The sequence below is a fragment of the Canicola haemoglobinophilus genome (assembly GCF_002015075.1).
Classification (GTDB): domain Bacteria; phylum Pseudomonadota; class Gammaproteobacteria; order Enterobacterales; family Pasteurellaceae; genus Canicola; species Canicola haemoglobinophilus.
In genome coordinates, this window is record NZ_MUXZ01000005.1 from 68,456 (window position 1) to 86,484 (window position 18,029).

Below are 18,029 nucleotides of genomic sequence, written 5' to 3' on the forward strand. Positions count from 1 at the left end.
TCAAGCCATAAAAAGCTAAAAATAAATAGGTACTTTATTATGTCCAAAATTCAGTTAGTTACTGAGGCTAAATTACCAACAGAGTTTGGTATTTTTCGTATTGTCGGCTTTGAATTCCCCGATACCAAAAAAGAACATGTTGCGCTTGTGATGGGCGATATAAATGATGATAAACCTGTCCTTGCACGTATTCATTCAGAATGCTTAACTGGCGATGCCCTACATAGTTTAAAATGCGATTGTGGCTTTCAACTTGCCACCGCATTACGCCAAATCAGCCAAGAAGGACGTGGCGTGTTAATTTATCATCGTGAAGAAGGCCGTGGCATCGGCTTAATTAATAAAATTCGCGCTTATTCTTTACAAGACCAAGGATTAGATACAATTGAAGCCAACCTTGCGTTAGGCTTTGCCGCTGATGAGCGTAATTTTTCAGTTTGTGCAGATATTTTTGAATTATTAGGAGTAAAACAAGTGCGCTTACTCACGAATAATCCAAATAAAATCGAAACAATGAAAAAATCTGGAATCAATATTGTCGAGCGTGTACCATTAAATGTAGGCGAAAATCGCTACAATACAGAATACTTAGATACAAAAGCGAAAAAAATGGGGCATTTTATCGTACATAATAACGAACAACATTTAATGACTTGCCCACATTGTCAAGAAGAAGTACCAGAAAAATAAGATTTCATCATTCTCGTAGGTCGGTTTTGCCGACCTATTTTTTGCTCATTTCTTCAATAATTTATTTTTTCCTTTAACCCTTTCTTGCTTGATCCTGTGTTAGAATTCGTTGTATTTTTGAGCCAACACAACAATCTATAAATACAGGTAAGATAATGCTCCCTAGATTAAAAGATATTCCCCAGCTTGATCCTTTAGTGTCTGCCTATCTAGAAAAATTAAAAACGCAGCATTTTGAAGGCGATATAGCAACAAATTACGCTGACCGCTTAACCCTTGCAACTGATAACAGCGTGTATCAACAACTTCCACAAGCGATTTTATTTCCTAAAACGACAGCAGATATTGTGCGTATTACTAAGCTTGCACAACAGGTAGATTTCCAATCGCTCACTTTTACGCCAAGAGGTGGAGGTACTGGAACTAATGGTCAATCAATCAACCATAATATTATTGTGGATCTCTCTCGCCACATGACAAAAATCTTGGAACTCAATGTAGAACAACGTTGGGTTCGAGTACAAGCTGGCGTGGTTAAAGATCAGCTCAATCAATTTTTAAAGCCTTATGGCTTGTTTTTTTCGCCTGAGCTTTCTACCAGCAATCGAGCAACGATTGGCGGCATGATTAATACTGATGCATCTGGACAAGGTTCATTAAAATATGGAAAAACCTCAGATCATGTATTAGGACTTAAATCTGTTTTGATGAATGGAGAGATTTTAGAAACAAGTGCGGTGAAATCTGCAGGATTTTCACAAAACATTCAACATTTATCCGCAACTAGCCAAAAACTGCACCAAGAGGTGTTTCAGCGTTGCCAGCAAAAGCGCTCACAAATCATTAATGATTTACCTCAGCTAAACCGTTTTTTAACAGGCTATGATTTAAAAAATGTATTTAACAAAGATCAAAGTGAATTTAATCTAAGTCGCATTTTAACTGGCTCTGAAGGTTCATTAGCTTTTATCAGCGAAGCGGTTTTAAATTTAACACCTATCCCACAATACCGCACGTTAATCAATATTAAATATAGTTCTTTTGATGCTGCATTACGCAATGCACCTTTTATGTTAGCCGCAGATGCACTATCCGTTGAAACCATTGATAGCAAAGTGCTCAACTTAGCCAAACAAGATATTATTTGGCATTCTGTCCATGAATTACTAACAGAAGAACAAGAAAACCCAATTTTAGGCTTAAATATCGTTGAATATGCGGGGAATAATGCAAACTTAATTCAAAGACAAGTGGCTCACTTATGTCAATTATTAGAAGATAAAATTGTGCAACAGCAAGATAATATTATTGGTTATCAAATTTGCTCAGACTTACCTTCCATCGAACGAATTTACGCAATGCGCAAAAAAGCCGTGGGCTTGTTAGGTAATGCTAAAGGCAGTGCCAAACCAATTCCTTTTGTAGAAGACAGTTGTGTTCCGCCTGAAAATTTGGCTGACTATATTAGTGAGTTTCGCCAATTATTAGACAAACATAACCTAGATTACGGTATGTTTGGGCATGTTGATGCTGGTGTTTTGCATGTCCGCCCAGCTCTAGATTTATGTGATAAAGAACAAGTTTTGCTGTTCAAAACTATTTCAGATCAAGTGGCTGAGTTAACCAAAAAATATGGTGGTTTAATCTGGGGTGAACATGGCAAAGGTATGCGTTCGCAATATGGTGAGAAATTCTTTACGCCAGAATTATGGCAAGAGTTACGCTACATTAAATTTCTATTCGATCCAAACAACCGCTTAAATCCGGGAAAAATTTGTACCGCACTTCACTCTGAACAAGAACTCTATTCTATTTTATCGCCAATGCGTGCCGACCAAGATCGCCAAACTCCAATCCAAGTGCGCGAAGAATTTTCGGGTGCAATGAACTGCAATGGAAATGGGTTATGTTTTAACTTCGATGTGAATAGCACTATGTGCCCTTCAATGAAAGTAAGCAAAAATCGCCTCTATTCGCCAAAAGGACGAGCTGCAATTATTCGTGAATGGTTGCGCTTAATGGCAAATGAAAATATTACGCCTGAACAATTAGATTTTCGTAAAACAGAAGTAAAACTGACAGATTTTGTCCATAAAATTCGCAATTTTATTGCAAAAACTCGGGGTGAATACGATTTCTCTCATGAAGTAAAAGAGGCAATGAACACTTGTTTAGCTTGCAAGGCTTGTGCAAGCCAATGCCCAATAAAAATTGATGTGCCTAGTTTCCGTGCTAAATTTTTCTACTTTTATCACAATCGCTATTTGCGCCCATTGAAAGATTATGTAGTTGCTAATGTAGAAATGGTCGCACCTTTCATGGCAAAAGCACCAAAATTCTTTAACTTCTTCACCGCAGCAAAAATGACACAACCTTTAGCAGAAAATTTGCTAGGTATGACAGATTTGCCATTGCTCTCTGTACCCACTTTACAGCAACAATTAGTGGAAATTGGTTATCAAGGTTATTCCTTGGAGGAATTAGAAAAGTTAAGTGCGGTAGAAAAAGAGAATATTTTATTGGTGGTGCAAGATCCTTTTACCACTTTTTATGATGCAAAAGTTGTTGCAGACTTTGTGGCGCTTTGTCAGAAACTCGGCTACAAAGCCATTGTTCTACCTTTCAAACCAAATGGCAAAGCCATGCATGTTAAAGGTTTCCTAAAACGATTTGCCAAGACAGCGAAAAATCAAGCGGATTTCCTTAACAGAGTGAGTAAACTGGGTTTATCCTTAGTCGGTGTTGATCCTGCTATTGTTCTTTCTTATCGTGATGAATATAAAGAAATTCTCGGCAACGAGAGAGGGGATTTTAAAGTCATCACTGCACATGAGTGGCTAACGCAAGAATTGAATGCTGGAAAATTAGCACAACAACTTACACAAATTATGCAAAAAAATGACCGCACTTTTGAGGCAGATGTTGGGGAAGAAAAAGCACAAAAATGGCATTTATTCCCTCATTGTACAGAAAGTAGCGCAATGCCAAACAGTCCAAAAGAATGGCAACAAATCTTCTCCGCTTTTGGCCAAGATTTACAAACAGAGAACGTGGGTTGTTGCGGAATGGCAGGAACCTTTGGACATGAAACGAATAATATAGAAATGTCCAAAGAGATTTACCACTTATCTTGGGCTAAAAAATTACAAGGAAAAAATCCTGAACATTGCTTAGCTACTGGCTATTCTTGTCGTAGCCAAATTAAACGCATGGCACATTGGCAACCGAAACACCCAATTCAAGCCTTATTATCAATTATTTAAATAGAAAGAACCTTTTATGAAAATTTGGAAAAAAAACTATACTTTAGCCCAGCTCAACGACTTTGCTGCCAATTGTGCTGTAGCACATTTAGGTATCGAATTCAGTGCTCAAGGCGATGATTGGCTGGAAGCAACAATGCCTATCGATCACAGAACAACTCAACCTATGGGATATTTGCATGGCGGTATCTCTTGTGCACTAGCCGAAACCGTTGGTTCCGCTGCGGGTTTTTGCTGTGTAGATGAAGATCAAGCAGTTCTTGGCGCAGAAATTAATGCAAGCCATTTACGACCAGTAACAAAAGGAAAAGTAACCGCAAGAGCCACGCCAATACGTTTAGGGAAAAATCTCCACGTTTGGCAAATAAACCTCTATGATGAAGAGCAGAAAATTTGTTGTAGTTCGAGATTAACATTAAGCGTTATCACCATTAACAACTAACATAATGAAAAAACTAGGTATTATTCTTGCCAATTTAGGCACACCAGATGAACCAACGGCTAAAGCATTATCTCGCTATTTGTGGCAATTTTTAACAGATCCTCGTGTAGTAGATTTACCCAAATGGCGTTGGTATCCCCTATTAAAAGGCATTATTTTGCCACGCCGTTCCGCTCGAGTTGCGCAAACCTATAAATCCGTTTGGACTGATGAGGGCTCTCCTCTATTAGTGATTTCCAATCAGCAAAAACAAGCTCTCCAAGCACATTTGGATAATCAACAAATTAATGCTTGTGTGGAAATCGCCATGACTTACGGCAATCCATCTATGGAAAGTGCGGTGGAAAAACTATTAGAAAAGCAAGTTGATGAAATTATCTTATTACCGCTTTTCCCACAATATAGTAGTACAACAACAGCAGCGGTGTTTGACGCTTTTGCCCAGGCCTTAAAAAAACAACGCAATATAGTGCCTTTCCAATTTATTCATTCATACCATTTACATGAAGATTATATTAATGCTTTAGTAGATAGTATTAAGGCTAAGCATAAACCCGATGAATATTTAATTTTTTCTTTTCATGGCATACCTTTGCGCTATGAAAATAATGGTGATTATTATCGCCAACATTGCCGAGAAACCGTTTTGGCGGTCGTAGATCGCTTAGGATTAAGTGAAAATCAATGGCAAATGACATTCCAATCAAGATTTGGCCGTGAAGAATGGCTACAACCTTATACAGATAAAGTGTTAGAAAATATTTGTCGTGAACAAGGGGTTCAAAAAGTTGCGGTAGTTTGTCCCGGATTTTCAGTGGATTGTTTAGAAACGATTGAGGAAATTGATGAAGAAAATCGAGAAATTTTCCTTTCTCATGGTGGAAAATCTTTTCAATATATCCCCGCACTTAATGCTGAGATACAACATATTGAAATGATGAGCAATTTAATCTTAAACAGATTATAAATCCTTCTTACAACATAGGGCCTTAACCGGCTCTATTTACATCTAAAAACATTGATCTTACAATGCCCCGTCCGTATCCATTCGGCATATCACTACCAGCCTAATTTGCTGGTCTATCTTTTTACCTCTCAACTCAAAGGAAATTGAGATGAAAAAATTAACTAAAATTGCTTTAGCTAATCTTGTGTTGCTTGCTGCTAGTCAAGCTGCAAATGCAAACGATACCACTGTATATCTCTATACATGGAGTGAATATGTCCCTGAAGGATTATTAGAAAACTTCACCAAAGAAACAGGCATCAAGGTCATATCATCAAGCCTAGAATCTAACGAAACCATGTACGCAAAGTTAAAAACATTAGGCTCGAATAGCGGATATGATGTTATTGCACCAACAAGTTATTTTGTATCTAAAATGGCAAGAGAAGGGATGCTAAAAGAGTTAGAGCATAGCAAACTCCCTGTCATAAAAGAACTTGATCCAGATATGATGGATAGACCTTTCGATAAAGGTAACAAATACTCTCTACCACAGCTCTTTGGCGCTACAGGTATCGGATACAATACAGACACGCAAGATCCGAATAAACTTCAATCTTGGGCGGATTTATGGAAACCAGAATTTGCTAACAAATTACAAGTTTTTGATGATCCTAGAGAATTATTTAGTATCGCACTGCTAAAAATGGGTCAAGATCCAAATACCCAAGAGCCAAAAGTTTTAGAACAAGCCTACCAAGAGCTATTAAAATTACGCCCAAATATTTTAGCTTTCAACTCCGATAATCCAGCTGGTGCCTTTGTCACAGGTGAAATAGACGTTGGATTACTTTGGAATGGTTCTGTTCGTGTAGCCAAAAATGAGGGAGTACCAGTCGATATTATTTATCCTAAAGAAGGGACAGTTTTCTGGATTGATAACTTAGCTATTCCAAAAACAGCAAAAAATGTTGAGGCAGCCTATAAGCTAATTAACTATTTGCTAAGTGCTGATGTTTCCGAAAAATTAACTCTAGCAATTGGATATCCTACATCGAACATCAAAGCTCGTGAGCGGTTACCAAAAGAGTTAACTGAAGATCCTGCTATTTTTATACCCAAAGAAGTGTTAGAGAAAGGACAATGGCAAGTTGATGTTGGCGATGCAGTAGAGCTTTACGAGGCTTATTATCAAAAATTGAAGAATATGCAGTAAGCCGTAAAATGCTGATTAATCATATTGATATGATTTTTTCTTAAATGATAAATAAAAAAGAGCGGTCTTTTTTTCAGCATTTTTCAAAAATCCATAAAAAATCTGCACTTAAATTTCTTCTTTAAGTGCAGATTAATTTTATTAAATGTACAAGATATTAGATATGTTGCTCAGTTTAGAACTGATAGCTAATCCCAGCTTGAACAGCATATTCTCTGTATTTATCAGTACCAAAACGTCCTAGCACTTGTCCCCATAAATACGCATTTTTAGCTAATCCTAAACGTTCAAAACCAACTTTAACTTCTTTCAGATGACGATTACCTTCTAATTTGAATTTCTCATCTTCTAAATTAATCGCGGTGTCCTTCATGTTGTAAATCCAATTTAATTCAACAAAAGGTTTAAATTGATAAGCTGTTTCCAAATTCAAACGTACACCTAAGCGAGAAGTTAAATAATGACGATTTTCAGCTTTTAATCCATCAAATCCTGCTACATCAAAATTAGGAATATAAGTATAAATTAGCTGCCATTGTGGTTTAATCGCTAATTGCTGGCTACCTACAGGAATATTGTATTGATAGCCTAATTCAGCAGAGGCTTGTAAAGCCTTCATATCATATTTATTGATGCCTTCCTCAGTAAATAATTTGTTGCTAAATTTGTTATAACTCAACCAACCATCTAAATACCAATTGTCTTTCACATAGCTTGAATATAAGCCTAAGCCATAGCCTTTTAATTTACTACGGTTCTTTTCACTCTCACCAATAAACTGTGTTTTGGTGTTATCTGTACCGTAATTAACATAAGCACCATAGCTTAGCTGTCCATTTTTAAAAGCAAAACTGCCAATATCATAACCAATTTGTAAGTGGCTTAATGTGGAGTTACTTGTAATAGTTGAGTCAGAGCTACCGATTTGACTTTCTTTTCTTTGATGCCCTAAACGTACCCATACCCCTTGGTCATTTTTAGCAGCACCTGTTCGGTCATAATAAGTATGCGCAAAGAGTTGCTGACTGTTAGAAAGTGCGCTCACAATATTGCCAACGCCACCACCAATGAATCGTTGCTCTAACACCCATTTGATTTTGCCATTTTCATTGACCGTAGAAAGTAAATATCTATAAGGTCCAAATGAACTTTTTTCTAAGCTAAAGGCATTTTTATTCGATCCTTCTGCTTTTGCTTCAACTAAAGTCGCTTTCTCTCTAGTGCGTACTTTTAAGCCCACAGGGCCATTTGCCAATTCGATTTTAGTATTACCTGTAGCAGTTTCGGAAATTATCACTTTATCATTGGTAATCGGGGATTTCTCTACGTTAACACGCATTTTAATTGCACCATTACCGCTATAATTACCATTGATAGTTAAATTTTTCTTCGTATCATCTTCAGGCGAGTTTGGCTCTGATACAAAATGAATATTGCCTTCATTCGTAAAATTACCATTTAATGCATAATCTGTTTCAACTAAAATTAATGCATCTTTACCATTAGTGATAGTCCCTGAAGTGATGTTACCGACTTGACCATTTTTATTTAAATGGATACGACCATCTTCAAAAGTCACTGTTTTGCCAAATTTAAAATCTTTATCCGATAAAGTCCAATCTGCATTGCGAGCAACGAGCAACAAGATGACCAAATCCTACAAATTTACTATTTTCAATATTCGTAGAACCTTGAACAATAAGGGTGTCATCTGCCCCTTTTGTAGATACACTTCCATTAATTTTAGTCTCTTTATCGACAAAGACTTTAGTAATTGGTGCTTTTATGTCTTCTCTCTCAAACCACCTTGCATAAGGCACATCGAAATCAGATGAATATCCTCCCCGACGATCAATTAGTACGATGCCACTTTCTCCACTGCGTAAATCAACCTCAAATTCACCATATCTAGACATGATTTCCTTATGTTTTTCTTTAGCTAACTCATGTAGTCTGTCCGCTGCTTTATCTTCAGGGATACCTAAAAGCCTTGCTATAACTGCATTGCTATTAATATTTCGCAAATCAACAGTTTTAGCAGATTCTTTATCCGAGGTTTTCTCTAATATATCTTGCAGAACTTTTCGCATCAAATATGAAGGAACAATAGTATGGTTCTCTATACTATCTTTTTCACTGTAATTCATATATTCTGTCATATCAGAAATTTTCAGATAGTCAAGCATACCTTTATTAACAACTTTTCCAGATGCTACTCGCAATGATAACTCATTAATTCTTGCTCCCTCATTGTTATCAACATCCATATTAAATGAATAAAAGGTTGATGATTCTATTGTGCCATTGTTTATTAATTTCGAGCTTTCTTGTATGTTAGGTACGACATTATCAACACTTGATTGTTCTTCTTCATCAAATCTCATCATATTGATGTTACCTTGGTTTTCAATTTCAATAAATTTGGCTGGTATAGTCTTGTCATGATTGACAAGAATATCTATCCTTCCTAAAGGACCATTTTTAATTTTCTATCAAAAGACTTAAAAGCTTCCATTGCATTATCACTGAAATATGAATATCCTGTTTCAAAAGTACCATGATTTTCTAATTCAAATTTAGCTGTTTTTTCTGGAAGATCGATTGAAGATATTCGAGCACTTTCCTCATTTCTTACATATATTTCTGTATAACCAAAGTTATCTCTTGGTTTTCTAGGATGATAGTTCAAATAAGGATTAATAGCACCAATATTCCCCTTATTAGTTAAATAAAGATTTTTTCCATTGCTAGTTTCTTCAAAGGGTATATCACTAGCTCCCCCGCATTTATAACTGTTACAACATTATTCCCACCATTTTGAGCTGCATTGATTTTATCTGAGATAGATGTGCCAATTTCAGCATAGAGATGAGATGAAAAAGCAGTACTAATAGCACCTGCAAGAAAGGTAAGTTTAAAAACTTTGTTTTTCATGTGATTTCCTTATTTTTGTTAATAAATAATGTAATTTTGCTCTATTATGCAACATTGAACAGGTATCTTTACATGACTTTAATTAACAAATTCCATGTTATAAGTATATTTACCAAGTCTAATACCTAGTTATATGAAGGCTTAGCCAGCCAAATTCCTTTTCTCTTCCAACTCCTCCCAACGTAAAAAAGCCGCCTCTAACTCTTGCTCTAAATCAGCTAATTCTTGCAATTTTGTGGAAGTATATTCATGAGGTTGCTGAAAGAAATTCACATCGCCAATTTCCCCTTGAAGTGCGGTAATTTTTTCTTCTAATTCTTCTAGCATCTGTGGTAATTGTTCTAATTCACGTTGCTCTTTATAAGATAACTTAACTTGGCGATTTTTATATTCAGCTTTGGAAACTGTCGAATTTACTACCGCACTTTTATCTTCTTCTTTTACTTTTTTCTGCTTAGCCTGTTCTTCTGCTTTAACAGCAAAGTAATTCGCTTGTTGCTGTTTTGCATCAAAGAAACCGCCGACATATTTATTTAAAACACCTTTGCCTTCAAACATGTAACATTCTGTTGCTGTATTATCAATAAACTGACGATCATGGCTGACAATTAAAAGCGTACCTTGATAATCCGCCAATAATTCTTCTAATAACTCCAAAGTTTCCACATCTAAATCATTGGTGGGTTCATCAAGAATGAGCAAATTGTTGGGTTTAAGTAATAATTTGGCTAATAACAAGCGATTACGCTCACCACCCGAAAGGGCTTTTACTGGTGTCATTGCTCGTTTAGGTGGAAATAGGAAATCTTGTAAATAGCCAAGGACATGGCGCTTAATTCCATTTACCTCAATATCCTGCTTCCCATCAGCTACGTTGTCCATCACCGTTTTTTCTGGGTCAAGATCGGCTCGGTATTGATCAAAATAAGCAATGTCTAACTTTGTGCCACAACGTACTGTTCCAGCAGTGGGCTTAATTTTCCCCAATAACAACTTAATAAAAGTGGTTTTACCGCAACCATTTGCTCCCACTAAAGCAATCTTATCGCCACGTAAAATCGTCGTGCTAAAATCTTTTAATAAGGTCTTCCCTGCCACTTCATAACTGACATTTTCCAATTCAAATACAATTTTTCCTGAACGGCTTGAATTATCGAGCTGTAATTTAGCGGTTCCCAATACCTCTCTGCGTTGACGACGCTCCTCACGCAAAGCTTTTAATGCTCTTACTCGCCCCTCATTTCTAGTTCGGCGCGCTTTAATGCCTTGTCTAATCCAAACTTCTTCTTGCGCTAACTTTTTATCAAAGAGTTCATTTTGTAATGCTTCAACACGCAAATTCTCTTCTTTAGTAGTTAAATAAAGATCGTAATCTCCCGGATAAGAAACTAACTTGCCACGATCTAAATCCACTATGCGTGTTGCCATTTTGCGAATAAAAGAGCGGTCATGAGAAATAAAAATAATGCTACCGCTAAAGGTAAGTAAAAACTCCTCAAGCCATTCGATTGCATCTACATCCAAATGGTTTGTTGGCTCATCAAGTAATAAAACATCAGGATTACAAACTAAAGCTCGAGCAAGAGCTGCTTTGCGCAACCAGCCACCAGACAACTCAACCAATAAAGTGTCTGGATTAAGATCTAATTTCGCTAGAGTTTCTTTGATTTTTGTTTCAAATTGCCACCCACCAGCATGTTCTAATTGAGCTTGAATATGTGCTAATTGATTAAGTAAAGTTTCGCTATATTCTTTTTCTAACAACAAAGAAATACGATGATAATCTTTTAATAAATCAGCTAAATGTCCAATGCCTTCCGCAACGTAATCAAAAACATTACCTTCCGCATGTCTTGGTGGGTCTTGCTCTAATCGAGAAACCACTAAATCTCGTTCAAATTGTAAACGACCATCGTCCATAATGACTTCTTGCGCCAAAATTTTCATTAAGGTAGATTTACCTGCCCCATTGCGCCCCACCAAGCAAACTCGTTCGCCTGCTTCAATATGTAATTCTGCATGATCCAATAAAGGATGATCACTAAAAGAAAGATAACCATTGGTTAAACTAATTAATGCCACGATAATTCCTTAATATTTTCGTTAAATATGTATTATTCTGCTTTTTCATTGCGATATAAATCTTTGCTATATATCACTCCAGTATCATTATTTTTTTCAATGCCTAAAATATTCTTTTGCCAAATAGGCATTAGCGGCTGAAAAATAGGTAAAACAACTTTATCTTGTTGCAAGATTTTTATCACTTCAACATACAAGCTATTACGTTCTTTTTCATCAATAGATTGCAATGCTTTTTCCAATAATTGATCTACCTGAGGATTTTGGTAGCCCATTTTATTATCCAGGCTTATAGAATGAAAATTGAGTAAAAAACTGGACGGTTCTTTATAATCCGCGCACCAACCAGAACGAATAATGTCAAAGTCGCCCATCACTCGTTTTTTCAATAACTCCTCTTTTGAAACAGGATTTGCCCTGACACGAATTAAATCAGATTGTCCCCAATTTTGTATAAGTTTTTTGGCAATTTTTTCTTGGACATCACTTTGATCATAAGTCAGCGTAAATTTCAGCGGTGCCTTTTCTGTAATTCGGCTTTCGGCTAATAATTTTTCCACAATTGTTGGCTCACAAACATCTTCTTGTTCTAATTGCAATGAGTGAGGTAAAAAAGAATGGCTTGGCTGTATTTGTTCAGGAAAAAGATTTTGCGGAATTGTAGCCATGGAAATTAACGCTTTTCGCACCGCACTTTTCTTCAAATGAGGATGGGAAAAATTAAATTCATAGAAATAAACACATAATTTAGGTAAATAAGTCAAATTTTCGGCTCTTGATTTGGTATTCAGAACCAAATCTAAAGGTTCTTCGGTTTGAGTTTGGCGAATGTCTTTATACATAACCTGATCAAAATAAACCTTTTCCCATTCACGATAATAAGGATTTTTTTCTAACAAAATTTGTTTTTCTTGACGCTCAGTCACTTTATAAGCACCATTCATAATGAGCTCATTGCCTGATGCTAGATTCTTAGGCAATAAAATGGCATGTGCCAACATAGCTGGTAATTGCGGCGTTGGTTTATCCAGTTGAATATGTAATAGACGTTCATTCAAGGCAAAAATAGCCAATTTATCTACAGGGAGCGTTTTATTTAATACAGACTCAGCGTTACTAATATTCATAAAACGAAGATAAATCTTTGCGGGATTATCAGACAAAGCTAAATTCTGCCAACTTTGTACAAAGTCTTGCGCTGTCACATTCGCACCATTAGACCATTTTGCATCTTCACGCAAAACAAACGTCCAATTTTTGTTATCTTCCGTCTGCCAGCTCTCCGCAACCGCAGGAATAACGTTACCTTGTGTATCATAGCTTGTTAATCCCTCAAAAATATCACGCAAAAACTCGGCTTGCCCCTCATTGACCAACAAGATTGGATCTTGTACAAAATTGGTATAAACGCCTCGATTTAATTGCTGCTTAGCGATTTCTTGTGACTGAACTTGCTCTGATTGCTCTCGAGTATTTTCTATTTTCAATTTATCTTGTTGTTCATTACAAGCAAATAGCAAAAAAATACTAAAAAGCACCGCACTTTTTAGCAATGAGAAATAAGAAAAACGAAAGGAAAGACTAAATGGCATTTGGGTAAGAGTGTTAATTTATTTTGCCACATTATACAGAATTTCTACCATGGCCAATAGGTAAATCATTAGTATAAAGATGAGATTATGACTCAAATTTGCTATCTAATTAGACTTACAATAAAAAAGGTCAACCCCCTTTAAAATCAGTAGTTTTGACCCTTTATGATACTTCATGAATATTGTTTTTGGTGGAGCTGGGGGGAGTTGATCTTAATAATTTAATTATTAATTTTCAATTAGTTAATAAAAAATCAAACAAAAATCCCACATAATAACCCACAAAAAAAATATTTCAGCTCCCTGAATATCATCTGAATTCACCTTAACTACTTCACACTTTTATTTTTACCACAAAAATGTTACAGGGCTAACCGCCCTTCAATTCAATCTAAAGAGCGGTTGGTTTTTAGTCTAAACCATATCCAGTTGGATAAGGAGAAAAGTAATCTTTATTTTCTTTTGGTTTAGGTCTAGGCACCTCCATTACTGTTTGTGCAGCTTGTGGGGTTTCTGTTTTAGGCGGTGTCGCAAAAACTCCCACTTTCATGGCATGAGTAGCTCTAAGTTGTTCCCCATAATCCCCATTTTTTACTTTCCCCCATATTTTTTTTCGTTATTCGCTATGCGTGTTCGCTGATCAATTAATCCTTGTCTTTGTTGCGTAAGTGCTATTTTCTGTTCCTTAGATAAGTTGCCATTAGCTAATTTTTCATCGAGTTCAGCAATACCTTGATTTAAGCCTTCTATTGCACCAAAAGCATCTTTAAATATATCCATCTCTTTCATCTTAGAATTGTTATTGGCTGCATTGGCAACAGCTTGGGAAATTGCTGTTTTTTTGCGTAATAAATCCACATCATATTGATGTTTTTTATCCATTTTCGTTAGCTCAAATTCCCAATCTAATGCTTTTTGATCTGCGTAAAATTGGTACTTGCGATCTTCCGCTTCTTTTTTCCAGCCTTCATCAGCCACTTTGATCATACCGCCACCTAAGCCATTAGCGATTGATGCTAAAATTCCTCCAAATCCCATTACATACCTCCCATTTGTGCTTGTTCAGGTGCGGTTGGATTTCCGCCTTTTTGTGTTTGGCGTTGTTGTTCAGCCTGGGATATTTTGTTGATCATATCAACATATTGCTGTTCTTCTTCAGGTGATAACATGCCCTCACTTGACTGACCAAACTGATCTAAAGCTTTAAATAAAACATCAATCAATACATCATCAAATTGATCTTCTGGTACGCCCATTTGTTGTAGCAATTGCATTGCAATATCTTTCGCTACCTGTAACATCACTTGTGGCGGTATAGACTTGCCATTTTGTTGTGCCGCTTGAAAATTGGCGATCATGGCGGTTGCAATCAGATCTGCCGTTCCTTCTACTGGACCTTTTTCTTGAATACGTTGCTCTGCCGTTTCTGAAATCGCTTGCATAGCATTTTGCATTAAGAATTGATACATTTGAGCCATATTACCGCCCTGTTCTGCTTGTGGCTGGGCTGAGGTTGGTTGTTGCATTTGTGGTTGTGAATTAGCTTGTTGTGCCATGCTGTTTAAAATACCCATGTGAGTTCTCCTGTTTATTTGATGATAACGTTGTTCCAAAGATTAGTTAATGCGGGAATTGCGTAGTAAGGTAAGGTTGGCTGTTGCGGTTCTTTTGCTGGTTTTAGACGTTTAGACATGCTGTTGAGAATGCCTTTATCTTCTCTTCCAGAACCATCTAATTTTCGTCTTTCAGCATCTTCTGCTACTGCCTTGGCTATTTTTTCTTCTTTTTCTTTAAGGTAATTACCATACTCAGGTATATTCTGATGACGACTAAAATATTCTTTTAGATTTAAATCATCCCTCAAAACATTTATTCCAGCATCAATCCCTGTAGCTATAAAAGGGCTTTGTGAGCCAACAGCTGCGGCAGTCACAGCTGCATTATGAGCAAAATTACCTAATGAACTACGACGCTCATCTAAATTCCGTCGAAGATCTTCATATCCGTGCCTGAATGATGCCTTATCCAAAGCAGATACATCAGCAGAAGGATTATTTCCTAAGTGAGATAACTTTTCTGTAGCAGAAGAAATACCGGCTTGAACTCCTGCTCCCGCAAGCATTCCGCCTAAAATCCCTGTGCTTCCACCGCCAACTGCATTAAAAACCGCCATGGATATTTTATTAGCCATAGGGCTTGCCACAGCATTTGAAAACCCATTAAGAAGAGTTTCTTTTCCAAGATTATTAGCTCTAGTAAGTTCTCCTTTTATAAAACCTGTTCTATAGTCATCTACAGAAAAATTTCCAATTCTTTTGCTATCTACTTTTTCGTCAATATTATCCAAATAGGAAGTTACATGACGATCTTGTTCGTTTTTACCTCTATCAGCGAAAGAATGTCCTGTACCTAGAAAAGATTTATTAACATCAACATCAATAGTTGTTCTGGTATTTTTATCCCAACCTGCAACAGCTCTATTTGAGTAACTATCTTTCTTAAAGCCTTCTAATTCAGACGGTTCTGTAAATCCATATTTATTTTGAAACTCTCGAGCAGCTTGAGAATGATGATCATTAAATACTCTTGGATCGGGTCTGTTTTTACTTGTATATGATGCTAACAAGTTACCATCAACATTTTCTCCAGTAAGAGTTGTAGCCTTGGGATTTGATTGTGTCGGAGCGCCAGATAAACTTCGATGATTTTGTATTGCTCCTCTGATAGTCTGTTTTGTATTAAACCTAGAACCAAAAGAGGCATAATTATCTCCATAACTACCGCCTCCACTTTTACCACCAAAGGAACTATATCCATCACTTCCCTTAGACCATCTTGAGTCATTTTTTCCACGATAAGAACCATTATGAATAGCCATAGCTAAGTTATTAAGGCTATTTGTATCCTTTTCACCAGATGAGTCATATCCATTCGAAGATGATGAAGATGTCCAATCATTACCATCAAACTCCCACGCCATAATCTCCCCCCTCCTTTCTCTCTGAACGTTTTTTTAACTCAGTTAAAATACCGCCATTCGCCAAGTTAGGAGCTTCATCTACCACAAGGCCGCCATAACCTGAATCAACCTCTGGCACGGCAGAATATTTAGACTGCATTTCGTCTTTCAGATTAAGAAGTTCTCTTTGTTGACGCATTAAGTCCTTATTAGCTTCTTTCTGCATAAAATAACCGCCTACGCCTTGTAATACACCGCCTATTAAATTTGTCGCTGCTTGATTTTGCTCCATCCAACTAGCAGCTTTACCAATCCAACCTGCATTTTTACCTTGCGAAAAAGCTCCCGTGATCGTATCCCATGCATTGCTTAAAAAAGACATACATTTACTCCTCTGTTATTGCATTGCTATTGTAGGCACACCCAATGATGGAAATGCTGCCCAATCTTTTTGTGTAGTCGGAATTTTCTGCATGAATTTACTCATGAAACTTAATTCCGAATCTCGACTTGCTTTCAGTTGTTCTATGGCTTTTTTCTTATCCTCCTCTTTCATTTGAGTATTGTTTAATACACCTGCAATTTGTGCATCAAAGTTGTTGGTAATTTGCATCGCATAATCAATAGATTTACCAATAGTGTTAGCTGATACTTGAGCACCTAACTCTTTCATTGCATTATTATGAGCAAGTTCTGCATTCAGTCTTGTCATATCTGCTTGTGTTTTATATTGATGCTCTCGATCTAACTGAGCTTGATTTGCCGCAAACTGATTTTGCGTATCTTGTTGAGCAATCGGTATTGCTGCATCAAGCATAGCTCGCTGAGCTGATTCAACGCCTATACTGGAATTTTGCAATCCCCTTTGTGCTGCTATTCTCTGCCCTTTTTGCTCCGCACTTTTCATCAACAATGAATTACTGTTAAGGTTATTCGCCACGTTTTGTGCCATTGAAGGTATTGGCTGGTTAATAGTTGAAGGTTGCCCAGTATTTGTATTTGGTGTGAGCTGTGTTTTTGGTTTAGTTGTCTCTAAACTTTCACTCATCGAATTTAAAATACCCATTGTTTATCCTCTTTTTGTGGAAATAAAAAAGCCATACTGAAAAAATCAGTATGGCCTATAAAGCAAAACCGCCCGTACATTGAGGTACTAGGCGGCTTTTGTTATACTACTTAGTGGCTGGTCAGGTGTTGTCATTACCTGACTGGCGGGTCAGGTAGTGGCACATCTCGATCAGTTGGTTTTAACTTCTGATTGGAGATCAGACTTATGAAGATCATACTAATGATCATTATAATGTTAATAGTGCTATTCTTCAGCTCGCCAGCTTGGTAGCACTTTAACCAACCCAAAGGGGCGGACTTCGGTTCGTCCCTTTCTTGTATTGTATGCCCTTACTCTTTCTTTTTCAACCCTCAACCTTAGAAAACTCAGGCGGATATTGTCGTCTTTTTACTTCGCTTTCATAGGCTGTTTCACAATGTTTTTTATCAAAAAACAAACCATTGACAAGATGAAACCAAAATCGCCAACGCTTTTTAGGCTGTTTGGCTAAAACTGCACCACGATAGCAACGGCTTGAAAAAGTTTCATCTGCGGCACCGCCCGTAATGGCATTAAGCAACTGGTCAATAGCAACTAAAACATGGTAAAGCCAATACTTAAACTTATCCATTATTTACCCTCCTCATAAATTTCCGCCCAACCGCTTGAATAATCATATTCCAGCGGATTTTCTACGCTCATCATCGCCATTCTGTGCTTTTCTGCGTTGATATGGTCGGCATTTTCGGTGACAACCATTTGCAAAAAGATTTCATCAAGCAAAGTGCGGTTCATTTTGATGAAAGAATTATCCGCACATTTCCAATCAATATCGCCTGACCTCGTCCCAAATTCTG

Annotated in this window: 19 protein-coding genes; 5 read left to right on the plus strand and 14 right to left on the minus strand. The window is 36.9% G+C overall.

Annotated elements, in window-relative coordinates:
- Positions 1–39 precede the first annotated feature (39 nt).
- From ribA to B0186_RS01960, 5 genes are all read left to right on the plus strand, one after another.
- Positions 40–690: a GTP cyclohydrolase II gene (gene ribA / locus B0186_RS01940; protein WP_078217707.1), complete on the plus strand. Its 651-nt coding sequence runs from the start codon at positions 40–42 to the stop codon at positions 688–690.
- A 155-nt stretch (positions 691–845) separates the two neighbouring features.
- Entirely contained in the window at positions 846–3,953 is a 3,108-nt protein-coding gene (ydiJ, locus tag B0186_RS01945; protein ID WP_078217709.1) for a D-2-hydroxyglutarate dehydrogenase YdiJ, read from the plus strand.
- 16 nt (positions 3,954–3,969) lie between these two features.
- A complete protein-coding gene (locus B0186_RS01950; RefSeq protein WP_078217711.1) occupies positions 3,970–4,395 on the plus strand; it encodes a hotdog fold thioesterase in 426 nt (141 codons plus the stop codon).
- Positions 4,396–4,399: 4 nt separating this feature from the next.
- Positions 4,400–5,362, plus strand: a complete 963-nt coding sequence (hemH, locus tag B0186_RS01955; protein ID WP_078217713.1) for a ferrochelatase — start codon at positions 4,400–4,402, stop codon at positions 5,360–5,362.
- A 148-nt stretch (positions 5,363–5,510) separates the two neighbouring features.
- Positions 5,511–6,557 (plus strand): extracellular solute-binding protein, encoded by a 1,047-nt coding sequence (locus B0186_RS01960; protein ID WP_078217715.1) that lies wholly within the window; start codon positions 5,511–5,513, stop codon positions 6,555–6,557.
- A 175-nt stretch (positions 6,558–6,732) separates the two neighbouring features.
- Here B0186_RS01960 and B0186_RS01965 read toward each other — a convergent pair whose 3' ends face one another.
- The 14 genes from B0186_RS01965 to B0186_RS11600 all read right to left on the minus strand — a co-directional run.
- Positions 6,733–8,202: an autotransporter family protein gene (locus tag B0186_RS01965; protein WP_158077945.1), complete on the minus strand. Its 1,470-nt coding sequence runs from the start codon at positions 8,200–8,202 to the stop codon at positions 6,733–6,735.
- Positions 8,159–8,944, minus strand: a complete 786-nt coding sequence (locus tag B0186_RS01970) for a hypothetical protein (protein ID WP_078217717.1) — start codon at positions 8,942–8,944, stop codon at positions 8,159–8,161. Before B0186_RS01970 ends, B0186_RS01965 begins: the two co-directional genes overlap by 44 nt.
- An 80-nt stretch (positions 8,945–9,024) precedes the next feature.
- Positions 9,025–9,246, minus strand: coding sequence for a hypothetical protein (locus B0186_RS01975; RefSeq protein ID WP_078217718.1), 222 nt, complete (start codon positions 9,244–9,246; stop codon positions 9,025–9,027).
- Positions 9,247–9,281: 35 nt separating this feature from the next.
- Positions 9,282–9,491 carry a hypothetical protein gene (locus tag B0186_RS01980; protein WP_078217720.1) on the minus strand — a complete coding sequence of 70 codons (210 nt, stop codon included), beginning with the start codon at positions 9,489–9,491 and terminating at the stop codon, positions 9,282–9,284.
- A 141-nt stretch (positions 9,492–9,632) separates the two neighbouring features.
- Complete coding sequence (locus B0186_RS01985) at positions 9,633–11,573, minus strand: ABC transporter ATP-binding protein (RefSeq protein ID WP_078217721.1); 1,941 nt, start codon at positions 11,571–11,573, stop codon at positions 9,633–9,635.
- 32 nt (positions 11,574–11,605) lie between these two features.
- Entirely contained in the window at positions 11,606–13,165 is a 1,560-nt protein-coding gene (locus tag B0186_RS01990; protein ID WP_078217723.1) for a peptide ABC transporter substrate-binding protein, read from the minus strand.
- Positions 13,166–13,574: 409 nt separating this feature from the next.
- A complete protein-coding gene (locus tag B0186_RS11595; protein WP_158077946.1) occupies positions 13,575–13,715 on the minus strand; it encodes a hypothetical protein in 141 nt (46 codons plus the stop codon).
- Positions 13,716–13,756: 41 nt separating this feature from the next.
- Complete coding sequence (locus B0186_RS01995; RefSeq protein WP_078217725.1) at positions 13,757–14,203, minus strand: hypothetical protein; 447 nt, start codon at positions 14,201–14,203, stop codon at positions 13,757–13,759.
- Positions 14,203–14,739 carry a hypothetical protein gene (locus B0186_RS02000; protein ID WP_078217727.1) on the minus strand — a complete coding sequence of 179 codons (537 nt, stop codon included), beginning with the start codon at positions 14,737–14,739 and terminating at the stop codon, positions 14,203–14,205. The genes B0186_RS01995 and B0186_RS02000 overlap by 1 nt, the downstream gene beginning before the upstream one ends.
- Positions 14,740–14,753: 14 nt before the next feature.
- Positions 14,754–16,145 (minus strand): hypothetical protein, encoded by a 1,392-nt coding sequence (locus B0186_RS02005; protein WP_078217729.1) that lies wholly within the window; start codon positions 16,143–16,145, stop codon positions 14,754–14,756.
- Positions 16,129–16,506: a hypothetical protein gene (locus B0186_RS02010; RefSeq protein WP_078217731.1), complete on the minus strand. Its 378-nt coding sequence runs from the start codon at positions 16,504–16,506 to the stop codon at positions 16,129–16,131. Before B0186_RS02010 ends, B0186_RS02005 begins: the two co-directional genes overlap by 17 nt.
- Positions 16,507–16,521: 15 nt before the next feature.
- Positions 16,522–17,190 (minus strand): hypothetical protein, encoded by a 669-nt coding sequence (locus tag B0186_RS02015; protein ID WP_078217732.1) that lies wholly within the window; start codon positions 17,188–17,190, stop codon positions 16,522–16,524.
- A gap of 346 nt (positions 17,191–17,536) precedes the next feature.
- Positions 17,537–17,803: a hypothetical protein gene (locus B0186_RS02020; RefSeq protein WP_078217734.1), complete on the minus strand. Its 267-nt coding sequence runs from the start codon at positions 17,801–17,803 to the stop codon at positions 17,537–17,539.
- On the minus strand, positions 17,803–18,029 hold a 227-nt coding region (locus B0186_RS11600; RefSeq protein WP_459561962.1), incomplete at its 5' end, for a DUF4376 domain-containing protein. The genes B0186_RS11600 and B0186_RS02020, both read right to left, overlap by 1 nt.

What these genes read in the sequence shown, in the direction of transcription:
- B0186_RS02005 (WP_078217729.1), bottom strand. Translation starts at nt 16,145, where the DNA reads ATGGCGTGGGAGTTTGATGGTAATGATTGGACATCTTCATCATCTTCG.
- B0186_RS01990 (WP_078217723.1), bottom strand. Translation starts at nt 13,165, where the DNA reads ATGCCATTTAGTCTTTCCTTTCGTTTTTCTTATTTCTCATTGCTAAAA.
- B0186_RS01970 (WP_078217717.1), bottom strand. Translation starts at nt 8,944, where the DNA reads ATGATGAGATTTGATGAAGAAGAACAATCAAGTGTTGATAATGTCGTA.
- B0186_RS02020 (WP_078217734.1), bottom strand. Translation starts at nt 17,803, where the DNA reads ATGGATAAGTTTAAGTATTGGCTTTACCATGTTTTAGTTGCTATTGAC.
- hemH (WP_078217713.1), top strand. Translation starts at nt 4,400, where the DNA reads ATGAAAAAACTAGGTATTATTCTTGCCAATTTAGGCACACCAGATGAA.
- B0186_RS02010 (WP_078217731.1), bottom strand. Translation starts at nt 16,506, where the DNA reads ATGTCTTTTTTAAGCAATGCATGGGATACGATCACGGGAGCTTTTTCG.
- B0186_RS01995 (WP_078217725.1), bottom strand. Translation starts at nt 14,203, where the DNA reads ATGGGATTTGGAGGAATTTTAGCATCAATCGCTAATGGCTTAGGTGGC.
- B0186_RS11595 (WP_158077946.1), bottom strand. Translation starts at nt 13,715, where the DNA reads ATGAAAGTGGGAGTTTTTGCGACACCGCCTAAAACAGAAACCCCACAA.
- B0186_RS02015 (WP_078217732.1), bottom strand. Translation starts at nt 17,190, where the DNA reads ATGGGTATTTTAAATTCGATGAGTGAAAGTTTAGAGACAACTAAACCA.
- B0186_RS01950 (WP_078217711.1), top strand. Translation starts at nt 3,970, where the DNA reads ATGAAAATTTGGAAAAAAAACTATACTTTAGCCCAGCTCAACGACTTT.
- ribA (WP_078217707.1), top strand. Translation starts at nt 40, where the DNA reads ATGTCCAAAATTCAGTTAGTTACTGAGGCTAAATTACCAACAGAGTTT.
- B0186_RS01980 (WP_078217720.1), bottom strand. Translation starts at nt 9,491, where the DNA reads ATGAAAAACAAAGTTTTTAAACTTACCTTTCTTGCAGGTGCTATTAGT.
- B0186_RS02000 (WP_078217727.1), bottom strand. Translation starts at nt 14,739, where the DNA reads ATGGGTATTTTAAACAGCATGGCACAACAAGCTAATTCACAACCACAA.
- B0186_RS01960 (WP_078217715.1), top strand. Translation starts at nt 5,511, where the DNA reads ATGAAAAAATTAACTAAAATTGCTTTAGCTAATCTTGTGTTGCTTGCT.
- ydiJ (WP_078217709.1), top strand. Translation starts at nt 846, where the DNA reads ATGCTCCCTAGATTAAAAGATATTCCCCAGCTTGATCCTTTAGTGTCT.